Genomic DNA, 18,422 nt, shown 5'->3' with positions numbered 1-18,422 from the left:
TAATTTAGCTTGAGGCCGTTTGTTGTTCCAAGATCTCTCTTTGTTTCTTGAAGGACATCTCCGTTATATAATCCTTATATCCTTGAACATTTGTCGTTTCTAGTGGTGGTGATGAATATGGTTACCTAATCACCATTTCCGAAAATACGAAACTCGAACTGATTTAAGCCGTTAAAATACTCTGCAATCACCTGTTTACCCCTAAGGCCCCAACCCTACTGATACTAGCCATGACATATAATGAATTTGGTCACTATAAAAAGTGATTGTTGCTTTATTGCAGCCAATAATTCTAGAGATCTCAGTTAGCGCATGATCTGCTGATTTTTGCGTAAATCTGCTATCTTTCTTCTCGGATAAGCTGCGTGCAGTAACTCATCATGCTCCTCTAACTTTGGCTTAAAGAGTTTGAGCTGCACTTGTGAGTTGAATTCAAGATTCTTGAATTTTATCTAAAGTACTTTTATCCATTAAACATTACCTAACATTTTCTAAACACAGCAATCAAAAATACTGGTTAGCATTCGAGCATTGCTATATCTAACGTTACGTTATTGATAAACCGTGTTCCACGCACACTGAACCACTTGCTCTTTTAGTTTCCTGTCATCATGTGAGCCAATGAGTCCGTTAAGAAAAGCTTGAATGGAATTGATGATTACGCCCAAATAGGCGACTGACTTGATTAATGGATCTCCAGGACAAAGATCCCCATCAATAATCCCTTCATCAACAATCTGATAGAGCAAACACTTGGAAGAATTTGCCAACACAGGACGATAGTCCTCGAAGAAGTCCTGATGGCGAGTTAGGAATAAAAATTCAACGAAAGTTGAATCTTCATCCGCCAAAGTCATCAACAGTTCTGTCACAGCTTTTAAGCGATTGTAGCTGCCAACCTGATACTCTAAGCGATCAGACAATAATTGATAAAGCTGATGTGATGACTCATCATATAAACTCTGAGCAAGGCCTACCTTACTACCATAATAGTTATAAATTGATCCTGTGCTGACCCCTGAATCGGCGACAATATCCGGTATTGTTACGCCATGAAAGCCACGGTCGACAAATAATCGGCGAGCTGAATAGGCGACTTTTGCTCTTTTCTTTGCAATATTTTCCCTTTGCTTTTTCATTGAATTCTCCCTAGAACTGCCCTAGTTGCCGTGAATAAGTCACCAGAACTCGATCCGAAAGGTCAACATCAGTTATATACATAAGTTTTATTCCTCAAAATTCAAAAAAATGAATATTTCTTCTTTATTTGCTGCTCTTTGAAATTTGATACCAACTATCTGTTTCAGTTTTGCTGTAATGAGTTTCGCAACCGTGGCCTGAAGGCGTTTGACCATCGCAATCGTAACAAGGCACCCATCTACCAGCCATGATCGACCCTTAATCACCACAAGATTCAGCTGACAACATCGCCCAGTTGGAGTTCCAGTGACAACTAACCAGAACAGAGACGATATTCAGAAACTACCCTATAGCCACAATTACTAGAAACTACCTACGATCGTGGATTACTTTGAATCGACAGCAGTTCATCCTAAAAATACGCTAAATAGTTGCCATACCCCTGACCAAATTGTCACCAGAGTACTTGATAGACAGCGGAGGAACTATCGGGGAAATCCTTAAATTTCGGGAGAAAACCCGCATAAATTTGAAAAATAACACGCTATGGAGGGAATACATGGTCGGTGAAAAAGAATAATCCTGAACAACAAGCACAACACACGCTTGTTGTTCAGGGTATGGTGATTTATCACAGTTGAACTACAATAAAGCTAAACTAAAAGCGTTTCATCCTTTATTGTCACTGGTTATACTATTGTTGCGGCAGCAACTATGGCAGTACTTAACCATGCACAGTATTCTTGATGGCATAAAAAAAAATTTGAACAAACTTTAAAAAAAAGAGGCTGATGGCAGTAAAATAGGATGAGTCCATCAAAGATCCTTTGCTTCTTTACAGACAGCTAGAATTCATACAATTTTTTATAAATTTGTCACACGTACGGCACAGGAAAAATTTAAGGGATTAAAACGACAAAAGCCGATTCGCTAAGTAAGCGAATCGGCTTTTATTTTATTGGTTGCGGGGGAAGGATTTGAACCTCCGACCTTCGGGTTATGAGCCCGACGAGCTACCAAACTGCTCCACCCCGCGTCATGTTGTAATGTGCGCTCTCTCAAGCGGCCCTATGTTTACCAAATAGGGGATCGCCTGTCAAGGACTCATATCAATAATTTCAACTTAATTACGGTGTGTCGACAAAACTCTTCAAACGCTTGGCGCGACTTGGATGACGAAGCTTGCGTAATGCCTTGGCTTCAATCTGACGAATCCGCTCACGGGTTACGCTGAAATCTTGACCAACCTCTTCGAGAGTATGATCCGATTTTTCACCGATACCAAAGCGCATGCGCAACACTTTCTCTTCGCGCTCGCTAAGTGTCGATAACACATCGGCAGTTTGATCGGAAAGATTGCTTTTAATCACCGCTTCAAGAGGTGAAACAGCTCCTTTATCTTCAATGAAATCACCGAGAGAAGAGTCTTCCTCTTCACCGATGGGGGTTTCAAGGCTGATGGGCTCTTTAGCGATCTTCAATACCCGACGCACTTTTTCTAGAGGAAGATCCATCCGATCAGCGATCTCTTCAGGGATCGGTTCACGGCCAAGCTCTTGTACCAACTGACGGCTGGTGCGGATCAACTTGTTAATGGTTTCGATCATGTGAACAGGAATACGGATGGTACGCGCCTGATCGGCAATCGCCCGAGTGATCGCCTGACGAATCCACCATGTTGCATAGGTGGAAAACTTATAGCCACGCTGGTACTCAAATTTATCGACCGCTTTCATCAGGCCAATGTTGCCTTCTTGAATGAGATCAAGAAATTGCAGCCCACGATTGGTGTATTTTTTAGCGATTGAAACAACCAGACGTAAGTTGGCTTCCACCAGTTCGGTTTTAGCCACTTTAGCGCGCCATTCACCACGGTGAACCTCTTTAAGAGAGTCAACCAGGTATTCGGTTGTGAAACCAGTCTCCTCTTCAACACGCTTGAATTTACGCTGCGCTCCCTTGAGACGTTTTTCGACCACCAACAGTTCATCAGCCGTTTTACCCAGCTCTTTACAAACAGCGGCAGCTTCGGTTTCCCCTTTATGAAATTTGCGCAGTTGACTGCGAATTTTCTTATGGGAGCAGCCCATCTCTTTTTCACAGGCGGCAACTTCGCTCATCCCTTTTTTAACTTGATCGGTCAGTTCTTTCAAACGTACCGCAAACTTAGAAACGATCTGATCTTTCAAGCGCAATTTACCCATTAGATCGCAGATCTCTGTTTTAAGCTCATCGACTCGAATCGTCGCTTGCTCTTTTTCTTTCGCACTACCTGATGTTTCGAGAGCGCCTTGCTCTTCTAACAGCACACTTTTTTCACGGATTTCAGTGATGATATCGAGAACGCGTCTGTACTGGCGTTCTTCCGCCGCAGCACCCTCTTCCTCATCGTAATCCTTGGTTAAATCAGTGATACCAATATTGCCTTCGCTCAACTCATCGCCAAGAGCAAGAACCTCTTCCAACGCGATAGGTGTACGCAGAACAACTTGATTGATGAGGCCCTCTCCCTCCTCAATCCGCTTGGCAATCTCGACTTCGCCTTCACGAGTTAACAGGGACACTTGGCCCATCTCACGCAAGTACATCCGTACAGGATCACTGGTTCGACCAATGACACCTGCTTCAAAACTTGGGCTATTCTCTTTGGTTGATCTTGAAGAAGGCTCTTTTGTCACCGGAGCCTGGTCATCATCTTTGTCGTTGCCATCAACAATCTCAATATCGAGATCACCGAACATGGTCATCACCTCTTCGAGTTGACTCGGTGACACCATATCTTCGGGAAGCGCATCACTTACCTCTTCGAAAGTCAGGGAACCTTTTTCTTTCCCTTTTTCGATGAGTTGTTGAAAATCTTCCTCTTTTGTTTTCTTTGCCATAAAAATGTTCTCCTGTAGGCTGCGTTAACAGCTGTACTTTTATGCGGTATTAGCCTATCCGGCTTTTAAGTTGGCGGTTAATTTGAGTCAGTTCCTGTAAGCAGACTGTTTGGCGGTCCGAATCACCACTGTGTTCGGCCTCACGCATCAGCGCATGCAGCTCTGCCCTACGTTGTTTTAGCTGACCCTTGGCCACTGCCAACTGGCAATCACCGAAAATCTCCTCTATATTTTCATTGGGTAACTCCTTACCCTGAATCAAAATCTGTGTCATTAGTGCTTGGTGTTCAGGCTGCTCACACTGGTCAAGCAACCATTCTCCGGGCTGTTTCCTCTGTTGCCATGCTTGTCTAATGAGATCGGCAAGGTAGCGACAAGAGGGATCATCAAAAAGTGTTTCAAGCCCTTTTTCTATAACGGTGAGGCTCACGTTCTCATCTACCATCATCAAACTTAGGAGCCATTTTTGTGTCTTGCTATCCGTCATTAACTGGGCCGCACGTTGACGCTGTGGTGCGTCGTCATACGCGTTCACTGCCGAATGAGGCGGTTGGTCCTGCCCCGCATAATCGTCATCCCCATGCGCGGGTGGCTGCTCCTGCTGTAAAGCAGGCGAAACCGGCACCGGTGCTTTACGCACAACCTCCTTCGGAATCACCGTACGCTCTAATTGTCGCCGGAGTAAGTCGGTTTGAACTCCGCTAGCGCTAGCCAGCGATGGCAAATGCACATCTTGCTCAATTTCACCGGGGACATGACGAATCATCACCAAAATTTCATTGACTGCTTTGGCCCGTGCTTCAGCGTTATCTCCTGCTTCGCTGAGTTTCACCTCCATATAGTAATCGACGGCTGAACGTGCTTTATCAAGTCGCTGATTAAACTGATCAGCCCCTTCGCGATTAACACAGGTATCAGGGTCATCGCCATCGGGCAGTTCCAATGTCAACACCTGCAACCCCGCCTGCAAAAGGATCGGCATCGCCCGAAAGCAAGCTTTCTGCCCTGCTTTATCTTGATCAAAGAGTAATACCACTTGTTCCACGTAACGTTTCAATACTCGACCGTGCTCTGTAGTGAGAGCCGTACCGCAGGTGGCAACGACATTCTCAATCCCCGCTTGCACCAAAGCTAAGTGATCAAAGTATCCTTCGACCACCACTACATTGCGTTGGCGGCGCATCTCGTCCTTTGCCTGAAACAGGCCGTATAAAACACGGCTTTTGTGGTACAACGCCGATTCCGACGAGTTGATATATTTGGGTAAACTGTCGTCGAGTACTCGGCCACCAAATGCCACCACATGACCAAACATATCGCCGATGGGAAACAGTAACCGCTGGCGGAACATATCGTAATCGGGTCGCCCCTCTTTACCGCTACGGATCAAACCAAGTTCTTTGGCCTGATCGGCATCAACACCTTGCTGTTTAAAATGCTTCGCCAGTGCATCCCATCCATCGGGCGCATAGCCTAAGCGAAAGCGACGGACCGCTTCACTATCAAAGCCACGCCGACGGATATAACCACGAGCATGCGCAGCGCGTGGATCATTGAGCAAAAGCTGATGATAAAAGTCGGTGGCAACCTCGTAAATTTTATTGAGGCGCTCCATCTCTTGGCGGCGCTGCACTTCAAACGCATTCGGCTCATCTTTGGGAATATCAATTCCCACTTGCTCTGCAAGTCGACGTACCGCCTGCGGAAAGGCAATGCCATCCATCCGCATTAAAAAGCTAAAAACATTGCCACCAACACCGCAGCCAAAACAGTGAAAAATTTGGCGGGTGCTATTAACATTGAATGATGGGGTCTTTTCGTTATGGAACGGGCACAATCCCAAGTGGTTTGCGCCAGAATGTTTCAACGACACATAACCTGTAACCAGATCGACGATGTCAACCTGCTCACGTACTTGCATGATAATGTCGTCCGGAATTCTTCCGGCCATCAGTTCCCCCCATGAATAATTTTATCTGCCCTCCAATTAATTGCCGAGCTCGATTTCTGTAATGGCGTTGCCACCTTGTGCATTGTCAGCGGCATGAAATGCCGTCACCGCACGATGTTGAGCCAGTAAATCACGAATCGCCTGACGCAATGCGCCCGTACCACGACCGTGCACCACACTAATATTTTTCCAACTGTGCAACAACGCGTCATCAATCAACTGTTCAACCAGTGGCAATGCATCTTCAACCCGCAAACCCACCACTTCGAGGCGTGGATTAAAGTGTGGCCGTTCGATGTGGCTGCTCGCGCCAGTGGTTTGCTTTTTCGCGACAGCAAAACGGCGCGGCTCATATGCTTCTAATGCCGACAACGAAACGCGCATCACCTTGCCTTTTAACGACAACTCAATGTTTGAACCTGAAATACGTTGAACGGCAGCCTCAGCATCGAGAGCGACCACCCGCACCAGTTCACCCACACTAAGCTGTGCTGGAGCCTGACTGCGGCGACGCTCTTGCATCGGCTGATGGTGCAACTGCTCTTTGGTTTCACGCACTTGACGCATCAGATCTGCTTGTTCGCGACCATCACCCACAGTTTGTTGCCGTGCTTGCTTCAACAATTGACGCATTTGACTCTGCGTTTCGCTAACAATCTGCTCAGCACGTCGACGTGACTTGTCTAATAATTGATCACGCTGAGTCTCAAACTCATTCAGTAGCTTTTTCCGTTTTTCTCGCTCTTTTTCGGCTTCTTCACGTAGCTGTTGTGCCTCACGCAAATCACGCTCTAACTCAGTACGCAACTGATTAAGCTGCTCCACCATCGCCAAGCCATCGCGCTGTTCACGACCGAGATAACTTTCGGCTTGAGCAACAACTTTCTCTGGCACGCCCATCATTTTAGCGATGGTAAACGCGCTACTGGCTCCCGGAACCCCGTAGTGGAGGCGATAGCTGGGTGCAAAGGTCTTGGGATCAAATTCAACCGCCGCATTCTCGACCCGATCATGCAGGTAAGCGTAACTTTTAATCATGTTCAGATGAGTCGTCACCACCGTTCGTGCGCCAACTGCGCGCAACCGATCCATCACCGCCAGAGCTAAGGCACCCCCTTCAGCAGGGTCAGTTCCCGTTCCAGCTTCGTCGAGCAACACCAATGAATTGCCATCGACCTGTTTTAAAATTCGCCGAATTCGCAACAAATGGCCCGAAAACGTCGATAAATTCTCTTCAATACTCTGTTCATCGCCAATATCGGCAAAAATTTTACTAAACAGATACAACCGACTTTTCGGATCACAGGGGATTGGTAGCCCCGCCGAAACCATCAAAAATAGTAAACCAACTGTTTTTAGCGCAACGGTTTTCCCGCCGGTGTTCGGCCCACTGATGATCAGCGTGTCGTGTTTTTTTCCTAAGCGTAAATCAATAGCCGTCACGGGTTGGTTACGCTCACAACCCTCTTGATCGACCAACAGCAAGGGATGACGTACTTGAAGCAGCTCCAGTTGACGCTTCGCTGTCAATTGTGGTGCGCGTGCTTCAGTGATCCGTGCAAAACGCGCCGCCGCCGAAAAGTAATCCAAGCGCGACAAAATCATTTGATTGCTTTGCAATGCTGTGCGCGATTCTCCCACTTGCGCCGCAAGCTGGAGTAAAATCAGTTCAATTTCGCGCTGCTCTTCACGTAACATTGATTGCAACGTGTTATTTCGTTCCAAAACCGAAGCAGGCTCGATAAATAATGTTTGTCCACTCGATGATTCATCGTGAACAAAGCCTTTTACTCGGCCGCGGTAATCTGCCTTAACAGGGACAACATACCGTCCACTGCGCTCAGTAATGATATGATCTTGAAACACGTTGTCGAAATGGCTATCACGCAACATCGATTCAAGCATTGATCGGATTCGCACCCGCAATACTTTACTCTGGCTACGCAGATCTGAAAGCTTCCACGATGCGCCATCAAGAACTTCACCACCATTACCAATACTGTGGCGAATTTGCTCACGTAACTCCGAGCACAATTGCAGTTGGCCAACCTCAGCGGTTAGACAAGGTGCCATCAACTCAGAACCAAAATAACTTTGGCAAAGCCGTGCCGCATCCAGACTACTGACCACTTCAAGGAGTGCCGTCGCCGACAGCCAAGCTCCTTCGGTTCGAACGCGCTCTAACGTCTTGCGCAGGTCAAAACTACCACCCAAAGGCGGTGAACCTTTATCATCCAGTAGTGCTTGTGCCTCAGAGATCCGAACAAGCGAAGCTGTAACCGACTCGACATCTTGCAATGGTTGCAATGCCAGTGCGCGCTCTTTACCGGGTTGCGTGACGGTAAACAACGCAATCAAGGCAACAACTTTATTGAATTCTAAAACATCTAACGTCGCTGTAAGCATTCAAGTTCCATGATTCAGTAAATTAAACCTTAGTCAGGAGAACTGATCCAACAATCGAACGCTATGTTTCACGATTGCTTCACCAAGCTGCACAAACGGCGGTTGTAACTCTGATTTAGTCATTAACGGTTTGACTGAGCTGGGCAAGCTTGCCAACGACAAACCATACAGCACCAATGCCAAAACTAAGATCCCTTGAACTAAGCTAAACAGTGCACCAAAAACACGATTTAACCCGCCCAGAAATAAAAGCTTAACAAATCGTGACAAAACCACACCCGATACTGAAAAAATAATCATGGTGCCGAGAAATAAAGCCACCATCGTAATCATCACGCACAACTGAGAAGGCAAGGAACTGGCCTGTTCAAGTTGTTGCGCTAAGGGAATATAGAATCGAAACGATACGGCTGACGCCACAACAAGACCAACAAGGGTACTCACCTCTTTAATCAACCCCAATATCGCACCCTTGGCGATAAACAGAGTCAGAATTACCAATATGCCAATATCGAGTGCATTCATAGCAGGTCCTTGTTATCGCAACGTTAGCCTAAACAGCTTTTAACCAATTCACTGACGACGCGACCATCAGCACGGCCAACGGTTTGTGCGGTGACTTTTTTCATCACCATCCCCATCTCTTTCATGGAGGTCGCACCCACTTCAGCAATCACACCCTCGACCAACGCTTTTATTTCATCGGCCGTAAGTTGTTGTGGCAGAAACTCTTGTAACACAACGATCTCTTGTTCCTCTTTTTCAGCTAAATCAATGCGATCATTCTCACGGTAGATTTGCGCTGATTCACGGCGTTGCTTAAGCAGTGTCGACATCACGCTGATGATTTGCTCATCATCCATCACAATTTTCTTATCGATTTCAGCATTTTTTATCGAGCTACGAATCTGACGAATGACCCCTAAACGGAGAGGTTGTTTTGCCTTCATAGCTTCTTTCATCGAATCCATCAATTGTTGTGCGATGCTCATAAGTGCTCCTGTTACGTTATATTTATGATTTAAACCAATAATTTTATTTGGTGACTACTTGGTGCGCGACTCTTTTTCTTCAATTCCAGACAAACCAAAACGACGACGCAGCTCGGCGTAAATACGCTCGGGTGGTAGATCGTAATAACCCAACAGTATGAGGGTATGGAAAAACAGATCGGCAACTTCGTAGATAATCTCTTCTCGATCACCACCCTTACCTGCTACAGCGGCCTCGGTTGCCTCTTCGCCAACCTTGCTTAAAATCTTATCTAACCCTTTAGTAAACAACGAGTTAACATACGATTTTTCATTGGGATTACGACGACGATCTTGAATGACATGGTAAACGGCATCAAGAATATCTTTCTCGGCATAGATCGCAGTGGTATCGCTCTCTGGCTCGGCATCGATACGAACCTCATTGCCATCGGCAACGGTATAAAAGCAAGAACGACGACCGGTATGACAGGCCGCACCTTCCTGATCGATCTTGATCAACAGGGTGTCACCATCGCAATCGTAGCGAATTTCGCGTACGATTTGCACATGACCTGATGATTCCCCTTTCATCCATTGCTTGCCGCGTGAACGGCTGTAGTAATGAACTTTACCTGTTTTAAGGGTATTCTCAACGGCTTCGGCATTCATATAGGCAAGCATCAGCACTTCGCCATTTTCGGCATCTTGAGTGATGCAAGGCAGGAGGCCGTCTTTATCAAACTTTAACTGATCAAGTAAACTCATTCATAACTCCAAGGGAACAATCTAAAACATATGAACAATTCAAACCACTCACCCAATATGTCCATCCGCTAGTCACTGCAGGAAGTCAAGTGATCAACGTTGGATGCAGGGGCTAGCGGATGGACATCGCCAAGCCAACCAAATTAAATTCGTACTGGTACGTTATTCTCGAGCAAAAACTCTTTACACTCATTGATAGTATATTCACGAAAGTGAAAAATACTCGCCGCCAATGCCGCACTCGCGCCACCGGTGGTTAAGCCCTCTTTGATGTGCTCCAAGTTACCGACACCACCCGAAGCGATGACGGGGATATGCACCGCATCGCTGACTGAGCGCGTTAAAGCTAAATCGTAGCCATCTTTCGTGCCATCGCAATCCATCGAAGTGAGGAGAATCTCCCCTGCGCCGTACTGCTCCATCTTTTGCGCCCACTCGATAACATCAATCCCTGTCGCATTACGGCCACCGTGGGTATAAACCTCCCACCGTTGCGGCTCACTATCTGGAACGCGGCGAGCATCGATAGCAACAACAATACACTGAGTACCAAAACGTTGTGACGCTTCACGGACAAATTCAGGCCGAGTGACAGCGGCAGTGTTGATACTTACTTTATCGGCACCGGCATTGAGTAAGTTGCGAATGTCTTCAACCTCGCGTACACCACCACCAACCGTTAGCGGCATAAACACCTGCTCGGCAGTACGGCGGACAACATCGAGAATAATGCCACGCTTGTCACTTGAAGCGGTGATGTCGAGAAACGTCAGTTCGTCAGCGCCCTGAGCATCGTAAGCAATCGCTGCTTCAACAGGATCTCCCGCGTCGATCAAATCAACAAACTGAACACCCTTCACCACTCGGCCATCTTTAACATCAAGACAAGGGATAATTCGTCGTGTCAGCATGTCTACCTCTTCTGGCGTGTAAGAGCGACGGCTTGCCGTAGATCAAGAGCACCGGTGTAGATCGCCTTACCTGTAATGACACCTGAAACACCTTTATCCTCAATGGTGAGGAGGTTTTTGATATCTTGTAAACTTGAAACACCGCCCGAAGCAATGACAGGAATACTGATGGCAGCAGCCAGATCACCGGTCTCTTGCAGGTTAGGCCCTTGCATCATGCCATCACGAGCAATATCGGTATAAATAATGGCTTCAACGCCAAAATCTTCCAACTCGCGAGCGAGATCAATGGCCTTCTTTTCGGTGACATCAGCCCATCCACGAACAGCAACCAAACCTTGGTTGGCATCAATACCGACAACAATTTGGCCGGGGAATGCTTGACATGCCTCTTTAACAAATTGTGGATTTTCTTTGGCAATGGTACCGAGAATGACGCGACCCACACCGAGCTTTAAGTAGGCTTCAATGGTCGCCATGTCACGAATACCGCCACCAAGTTCAGTTGGGATATCCAATGCCTTAACAATCGCTTCAATGGCCGCATGATTTTTCGGCTCACCAGCGAAGGCTCCGTCAAGATCGACAATGTGAAGCAGTTCGCCACCTTGATCTTGCCAGATTCGCGCTTGAGCGCCAGGATCATCTGAATAAACTGTATCGCGATCCATCAATCCTTGTTCGAGTCGAACACAGGCACCATCTTTTAGGTCAATTGCAGGGATGACAATCATCTATATCTCTCCAAAGTTCTTTAACATTTTCAGACCAACTTGCTGACTCTTTTCAGGGTGAAACTGAGTCGCCATTACATTGTCACGACAGATAGCACTACAGAATTCAATGCCATAATCGGTGGTCGCAGCGACAACACTCTGATCCGTCGGTTGCACATAATAGGAGTGAACAAAATAGACATAGCTGCCCTGCTCTACCCCTTTAAACAACGGAATATCGGTGTGTTGAATTCGATTCCAACCCATGTGTGGTACTTTTAGAATCTCTGGCCCATTAACGCCAGCGATCTGCATATCTTCAGCAAAACGGGGTACACGACCGGGGATGATATTCAACCCTTGGTGCTGGCCGAATTCATCGCTTTCAGTCAGCAGCATTTGCAAACCAAGGCAGATGCCAAGAAAAGGACGCTCGGAGGCAACAAATTGTTGAATCGGCTCGATAAAACCGCCATCACGTAAATTGGCCATACAGTCGCGAAAAGCACCAACTCCGGGTAATACCAGGCGATCGGCTTGCGCCACGACACGCGGATCATCCGTTACTTGGGCATGGTAGCCCACCTTTTCAAAGCCCTTCTGCACACTGCGCAGATTGCCCATTCCGTAATCGATAATTGTAATCATCGTTTATTCCAATTTTCCTTTGGTCGACATCACACCAGTAATACGTGGATCACTGGAGCTCGCCTCATCAAGAGCGCGACCAAAACCTTTAAAAATCGCTTCAATGATATGGTGCAAATTACTGCCATAAGCGAGATTAATATGTAGATTAACGCCAGCATGATTACAAAAGGCGACAAAAAATTCTTCAACGAGCTCGGTATCAAACGTTCCCACTTTAGCCTTGGGAAGATCTACATTAAACACCAGAAATGGCCGTCCTGAAAAATCAAGAATTATCGACGCCAACGCCTCATGCATAGGCATGGTGCAACGACCATAACGACGCAACCCTTTTTTATCTCCAAGAGCTTTTTTAAAGGCTTCGCCGAGGCAAATACCAATATCTTCGACGGTGTGATGGTCGTCAATCTCAACATCACCCTGTGCTTTTAAGCTGAGGTCAAAAAAACCATGGCCCTTGAGCAACATCAACATATGGTCAAGAAACGGTACCGAAGTGGAGATCTCGCCTTCCCCTTTACCGTCAAGATTTAAAGTCAGATCAATACTTGTTTCTGCAGTGCGACGTTCTATATGGGCGGTTCGTGACATACACTCTCTCCCCTCATTCTTGATCTCTGATAAACGTTTCGACTATTACAGATCTTCTAAACGATGGCTCACCGAACGTGCGTGAGCATCCAACCCTTCAAGCTGAGCAATTTGCACTGTTGGTGGCCCTAAACGCTGTAAACCGGCCTTTGAACAACAGATCAAACTCGACTTCTTAACAAAATCATCGAGAGACAGTGGCGAGTAAAACCGCGCCGTACCACCTGTTGGCAAGGTATGGTTTGGCCCTGCAACGTAATCACCCAGCGCTTCGGGGGTGTAGTGACCCATGAAGATCGCTCCAGCATGACGTACCTGCGGCAACAGATCGAACGGGTTATCCACCGCTAACTCTAAATGCTCAGTAGCAATGCGGTTGCACAGTTCAAGAGCTTGATCGATGTGGTCGGCAACAATAATGGCACCATAGTTTTCGATGGAGCTACGGGCGATAGCGTTACGTGGCAATAGCTCGAGTTGCTTTTCCACTTCCGCTTGCACGGCAATGGCCATCTCTTCACTGGTGGTGACCAACACCGATGACGCTAACTCATCGTGCTCTGCTTGTGACAGCAGGTCGGCAGCTAAGTGCCGTGGGTTGCCACTGCCATCGTTAACCACCAAAATTTCACTCGGCCCGGCAATCATGTCGATATCAACGTGGCCGTAAACCATCTTCTTAGCCGTAGCAACATAAATATTGCCTGGCCCAGTAACCTTGTCGACGCGCGGGATGGTGTCAGTTCCATAGGCTAATGCACCAACGGCTTGCGCGCCGCCAACACGGAACATACGATGAACTCCAGCAATGTGCGCCGCGGCCAAAACATGATCATTGGCTTCGCCACCCGGCATAGGAACCACCATGATAATCTCTTTAACCCCTGCGACTTGAGCAGGAATGGCATTCATCAACACCGATGACGGATAGGCCGCTTTGCCCCCCGGTACATAGATACCGACACGATCTAACGGTCGAACAAGTTGACCGAGCATGATGTCATTCTCATCCGTCGACAGCCATGTTTCCTGCTTTTGGCGACTATGGTAATCTCTAATACGCTGAGCAGCAAACTCAAGGGCGGCATAATCGTCCTGTTCAACGCGCTCAACGGCTTGGAGAATTTCTTCAACGCTCACCTCTAAACCCGCGGCGTCAATGTCCATACGATCAAATTTGTTGGTATACTCACACACTGCAGCATCACCACGTTGACGTACTGCCGCCAAAATCTCACGCACGGTATCATCAATCCCCGCAGGAATCTCTTCGGCGCGATGTTCAATATGGGCAAAAGCCGCAGCAAAATCGGCATCATCAAAACGGAGTAATTTGATCATTGTTCGCCTCCCTATTCAGAGATCTTCGGGGTATCACCAATCACTTTTTCGAGGTCGTTAATAATCTTGCTGATGCGCTCATGCTTTGTTTTCAAACTAGCGCGGTTAACGATCAAGCGCGTTGTCACCTCAGCAATGGTTTCTACTTCCACCATGCCGTTATCACGAAGTGTTGCCCCTGTTGAAACGAGATCGACGATCCGCTCAGAGAGGTTGACCAACGGTGCTAACTCGATGGAGCCGTAAAGCTTAATTAGTTCAACCTGAATCCCTTTACTGGCGAAATATTTTTCAGTAACGTTTGGATACTTTGTCGCCACCCGAATATTCGACCACGTTGATGGATCATCCTGTTCACGCAACTCTTTCGGCTCAGCAACCACCAAACGGCAATAACCAAAATTAAGATCGAGAGGTTCATAAAGATCCTTCATTTGCTCTAACAGGGTGTCCTTACCGACGACACCAATATCAGCACAGCCATATTCAACATAAGTGGGAACGTCTGTGGCACGAACGGCCATAAAACGGAATTTATCTTTTTTGTTCTCAAAAACCAGTTTACGGTTTTTCTCCTCCATTTCGGGGCAGGTGATACCGATTTTGGCGAACAGTTCCATTGAATCTTGCAAAATACGCCCCTTAGGGAGGGCAAATGTGATGTAATCACTCATAGTATCATCCTCATTTTATTCAATAGCGTGGAATAAATATCGTTCTTATCGTCAACAAACGGGTAAAATATAATGTTTTTATATCGCTACGCGTTGGATATCGGCACCAAGTGCTAACAGTTTCTCTTCCAAACGTTCGTAACCGCGATCAAGGTGATAGATCCGCGACACCTCAGTGGTATTATCTGCGGCAAGACCAGCTAAAACCAGTGATGCACTGGCGCGTAAGTCCGTTGCCATTACTGGAGCGCCAAGGAGCATATCAACGCCCTCAACCAGTGCTTGCTTACCATCAATTCGAATATTTGAACCGAGGCGCTGCAACTCGCAAACGTGCATAAAACGGTTCTCAAACACGTTTTCGGCAATCACACTGGTGCCGTTGGCGAGGGTCAACATCGCCATAAACTGTGCCTGCATATCAGTGGGGAAACCTGGGTGGGGGCTGGTTTTAATCTGAATCGGTAAAATCTCTTCAGCCCCCTTGACACGAATTCCGTCTTCACACAGATCAACCTGCGCTCCGGATTCGCGTAACTTACTAATCACCGCTTCGAGGCAAACAGGGTCGGCATCCTTCACCAGTACATTGCCCCGAGTCATCGCAGCAGCAACCATAAAAGTTCCAGCTTCAATGCGGTCAGCCATAACGCGATGGTTCATCGGTTGCAAAGCCTCGACACCCTCAATGGTGATGGTATCGGTACCAGCGCCACGAATCAGTGCGCCCATGCCATTGAGTGCAGTAGCAAGATCTATAATCTCAGGCTCACATGCGGCATTTTCGAGGATGGTTGTCCCTTCGGCAAGGGTCGCTGCCATCATCAGATTTTCAGTACCACCAACGGTGGGCATATCAAAGTAAATCGTGGCCCCTTTGAGGCGATCAACACGTGCTTCAACATAACCATGATCGAGGGAGATTTCAGCACCCATGGCAGCCAGACCTTTGAGGTGCAGATCGATTGGCCGCGCACCAATAGCGCAACCACCAGGTAAACTCACCCGAGCATGACCATAGCGCGCCAACAATGGGCCTAACACCAACACCGAGGCGCGCATGGTTTTCACCAAATCATAAGGCGCTTCGATACTCTCAACCCGATCAGAATTGATCACTGCACTATCGCCAGCAAAATCAACCTCGGCGCCGAGCGTCTTCAATAATTCAAAGACGGTATGAATGTCTCGCAACTGCGGTATATTACTTAAGCGGTGGTTACCACCCGTTAGCAAGGTCGCACAGAGTAACGGCAACGCTGAATTCTTAGCACCACTAACTTGAACGGTTCCATTCAATGGATTGCCGCCATGAATAACAATTTTATTCACACTTATCCTCGCTATAACATCGACGCCGCGGCAGGTGAACGTCCACCAACCACCCGCGCAATACCACTATAATCTTGGCGTTGAAACGTTTGTTCCAACCCAGCTTGTTCCATCATCGTTTGCACTTCTACAGCTTGCGTTGCACCGACTTCAACCACCAACCAACCGCTTGGCTGCAATGCCGATAACGCCTGTGCACACAACAACCGATAACATTGCAAACCATCGTCTCCCGCCTCTAGGGCGAGATGAGGTTCATGATCCAACACCTCAGGCATCAATTCTGCCATCTCAGCCGTGGTAATATACGGCGGATTTGACATAATCATGCGATAGGGCTTCGCACCACTCAGCTGATTGAGATCGGCCATATCACATTGACGGAAACGGATCTGATCATCCACCTGATTCTGTTCGGCATTGTGTCGTGCCAGTGTCAGGGCTTCGTCACTGATATCAATCGCATCCACCTGCATTGTCGGACAGCGCTCTTTAAAGGTGTGGGCAATCGCAACGGCAATGGCGCCACTACCGGTACCAACATCAAGAATTAAATCATCTGCCTCGGGCAACGACTCTTCGAGCAACCGCTCGACCTCTTCCACCAAAATTTCAGTGTCACCACGGGGAATTAACACTCCCGGAGCCACCTTAAATGGCAAGGACCAAAACTCAGTATGACCTAAGATATACTGTAACGGCTCGCGGTTCGCCCGCCGGGTCACCAATTGACGAATCTGCGTTAACTCCGTCGGCTCAAGCGGTTGGTCGTAACACAAATAAAGGCCAACTCGATCTTTATCCAATGCCGAACCGATCAGCAATTCAGAATCGAGGCGTGGACTGGAAATCCCTTTTCCGGCAAGGTAGTCGGTGGTCCATCGTAAAACCTTGAGGACATTCCAACTCTCGGTCACTCGTCATCCTGACCAGACATCATTTCAGCCTGATAGTAAGTGGTCAAAGCATCAAAAATCTCATCTAAATCACCCTGCATAATGCCATCTAGCTTGTACAAAGTGAGTCCAATTCGGTGATCCGTACAACGGCCTTGAGGAAAATTGTAAGTACGAATTCTCTCACTTCGATCACCGCTACCAACTTGGCTTTTACGGTCTGCGGCCATCTGAGCATGTTGTTCAGCCTGCATGGCATCGAGAATACGAGAACGCAACACCTTCATGGCGCGGGCTTTATTTTTATGCTGTGATTTTTCATCCTGACAGGCAACAACAACCCCTGTCGGAATGTGAGTAATCCTCACTGCTGATTCCGTTTTGTTAACGTGCTGCCCACCCGCTCCCGAAGCGCGATACACATCAACCCGCAAGTCGGTTGGATCAATATCAAGATCGACATCTTCAGCTTCAGGTAACACCGCTACGGTACAGGCTGAGGTGTGAATTCTTCCCTGCGTTTCGGTGTCAGGTACACGTTGAACGCGGTGGGTACCGCTTTCATACTTAAGTCGAGAGTAAACATTTTGTCCCGTGATCATGGCGATCACTTCTTTAAAGCCACCAACACCAGACTCCGACGAGCTCATAATCTCGACCTTCCAGCGATGACGCTCAGCATAACGGCTATAGGCACGAAACAGATCAGAAGCAAACAGCGCCGCTTCATCGCCACCGGTTCCAGCTCGAATTTCGAGGACAATATTTTTGCCGTCGTTGGGGTCTTTCGGCAACATGAGCAGTGTTAGGCGTTGGCCAAGCTCTTCACTCTCTTTTTCCAACACAGGAAGCTCTTCACGAGCCATTTCGCGCATGTCGGGATCATCATCGCGCAAAAACTCTCGATTATCTTCGATCTCTTGCTTGACCACTTTATAGCGTCGGTACACCTCAACAGGCTCCGAAAGTTCAGAGTGCTCGCGCGTTAAATCACGAAACCGGTTTTGATCCGATAATACCGTCGGATCAGACAACAAACCTTCCACTTCCATAAAACGGTCAATAACGCCTTCAAGCTTATCAAAAATAGCCACGATCATTTATCCTATCGGGAACACAAGGTGTCCCACATATCAAAACAGCACCATTACTGATGCGATTTCATTTTCCATTATCACTTCAGCTACAGAAT

General features: G+C 47.4%; 16 protein-coding genes and 1 tRNA gene. All 17 read right to left on the bottom strand.

The annotated features are described in order from the left end of the window. Window positions 1-551: 551 nt before the first annotated feature. Window positions 552-1,139, bottom strand: coding sequence for a TetR/AcrR family transcriptional regulator (locus tag ACZ5KY_RS04005; protein WP_464242613.1), 588 nt, complete (start codon window positions 1,137-1,139; stop codon window positions 552-554). A gap of 960 nt (window positions 1,140-2,099) precedes the next feature. Continuing rightward, a tRNA-Met gene (locus ACZ5KY_RS04000) sits at window positions 2,100-2,176 on the bottom strand. Window positions 2,177-2,267: 91 nt separating this feature from the next. Further along, window positions 2,268-4,022, bottom strand: a complete 1,755-nt coding sequence (gene rpoD / locus ACZ5KY_RS03995; protein ID WP_464242612.1) for an RNA polymerase sigma factor RpoD — start codon at window positions 4,020-4,022, stop codon at window positions 2,268-2,270. A gap of 49 nt (window positions 4,023-4,071) precedes the next feature. Next, the gene (gene dnaG / locus ACZ5KY_RS03990; RefSeq protein WP_464242611.1) at window positions 4,072-5,973 is read right to left on the bottom strand and encodes a DNA primase; all 1,902 of its coding nucleotides are present in this window, start codon (window positions 5,971-5,973) and stop codon (window positions 4,072-4,074) included. A gap of 36 nt (window positions 5,974-6,009) precedes the next feature. Then, window positions 6,010-8,379 carry an endonuclease MutS2 gene (locus ACZ5KY_RS03985; protein WP_464242610.1) on the bottom strand — a complete coding sequence of 790 codons (2,370 nt, stop codon included), beginning with the start codon at window positions 8,377-8,379 and terminating at the stop codon, window positions 6,010-6,012. A 33-nt stretch (window positions 8,380-8,412) separates the two neighbouring features. Continuing rightward, window positions 8,413-8,904, bottom strand: a complete 492-nt coding sequence (locus ACZ5KY_RS03980) for a CvpA family protein (protein ID WP_464242609.1) — start codon at window positions 8,902-8,904, stop codon at window positions 8,413-8,415. A gap of 23 nt (window positions 8,905-8,927) precedes the next feature. Then, entirely contained in the window at window positions 8,928-9,371 is a 444-nt protein-coding gene (locus ACZ5KY_RS03975; RefSeq protein WP_464242608.1) for a GatB/YqeY domain-containing protein, read from the bottom strand. Window positions 9,372-9,425: 54 nt separating this feature from the next. Further along, window positions 9,426-10,118 carry a bifunctional phosphoribosyl-AMP cyclohydrolase/phosphoribosyl-ATP diphosphatase HisIE gene (gene hisIE / locus ACZ5KY_RS03970; RefSeq protein ID WP_464242607.1) on the bottom strand — a complete coding sequence of 231 codons (693 nt, stop codon included), beginning with the start codon at window positions 10,116-10,118 and terminating at the stop codon, window positions 9,426-9,428. A 143-nt stretch (window positions 10,119-10,261) separates the two neighbouring features. Then, a complete protein-coding gene (gene hisF, locus ACZ5KY_RS03965) occupies window positions 10,262-11,029 on the bottom strand; it encodes an imidazole glycerol phosphate synthase subunit HisF (RefSeq protein WP_464242606.1) in 768 nt (255 codons plus the stop codon). A gap of 2 nt (window positions 11,030-11,031) precedes the next feature. Further along, window positions 11,032-11,763, bottom strand: a complete 732-nt coding sequence (gene hisA / locus ACZ5KY_RS03960; RefSeq protein ID WP_464242605.1) for a 1-(5-phosphoribosyl)-5-[(5-phosphoribosylamino)methylideneamino]imidazole-4-carboxamide isomerase — start codon at window positions 11,761-11,763, stop codon at window positions 11,032-11,034. Then, the gene (gene hisH / locus ACZ5KY_RS03955) at window positions 11,764-12,393 is read right to left on the bottom strand and encodes an imidazole glycerol phosphate synthase subunit HisH (RefSeq protein WP_464242604.1); all 630 of its coding nucleotides are present in this window, start codon (window positions 12,391-12,393) and stop codon (window positions 11,764-11,766) included. A gap of 3 nt (window positions 12,394-12,396) precedes the next feature. Beyond that, a complete protein-coding gene (gene hisB / locus ACZ5KY_RS03950; RefSeq protein WP_464242603.1) occupies window positions 12,397-12,987 on the bottom strand; it encodes an imidazoleglycerol-phosphate dehydratase HisB in 591 nt (196 codons plus the stop codon). A 45-nt stretch (window positions 12,988-13,032) separates the two neighbouring features. Then, window positions 13,033-14,325 carry a histidinol dehydrogenase gene (hisD, locus tag ACZ5KY_RS03945; protein WP_464244626.1) on the bottom strand — a complete coding sequence of 431 codons (1,293 nt, stop codon included), beginning with the start codon at window positions 14,323-14,325 and terminating at the stop codon, window positions 13,033-13,035. A 14-nt stretch (window positions 14,326-14,339) separates the two neighbouring features. Continuing rightward, the gene (gene hisG, locus ACZ5KY_RS03940; RefSeq protein WP_464242602.1) at window positions 14,340-15,002 is read right to left on the bottom strand and encodes an ATP phosphoribosyltransferase; all 663 of its coding nucleotides are present in this window, start codon (window positions 15,000-15,002) and stop codon (window positions 14,340-14,342) included. Window positions 15,003-15,080: 78 nt separating this feature from the next. Next, window positions 15,081-16,334 carry a UDP-N-acetylglucosamine 1-carboxyvinyltransferase gene (gene murA, locus ACZ5KY_RS03935; RefSeq protein ID WP_464242601.1) on the bottom strand — a complete coding sequence of 418 codons (1,254 nt, stop codon included), beginning with the start codon at window positions 16,332-16,334 and terminating at the stop codon, window positions 15,081-15,083. An 11-nt stretch (window positions 16,335-16,345) separates the two neighbouring features. Next, window positions 16,346-17,251 (bottom strand): peptide chain release factor N(5)-glutamine methyltransferase, encoded by a 906-nt coding sequence (prmC, locus tag ACZ5KY_RS03930; protein ID WP_464242600.1) that lies wholly within the window; start codon window positions 17,249-17,251, stop codon window positions 16,346-16,348. Continuing rightward, window positions 17,248-18,318 carry a peptide chain release factor 1 gene (gene prfA, locus ACZ5KY_RS03925; protein ID WP_464244625.1) on the bottom strand — a complete coding sequence of 357 codons (1,071 nt, stop codon included), beginning with the start codon at window positions 18,316-18,318 and terminating at the stop codon, window positions 17,248-17,250. Before prfA ends, prmC begins: the two co-directional genes overlap by 4 nt. Between the last annotated feature and the right edge of the window lie 104 nt (window positions 18,319-18,422).

The sequence above is a fragment of the Desulfuromonas svalbardensis genome (assembly GCF_055389415.1).
The sequence above is the reverse complement of the archived record's forward strand: the minus strand, read 5'-3'. Positions and strand labels throughout refer to the sequence as shown.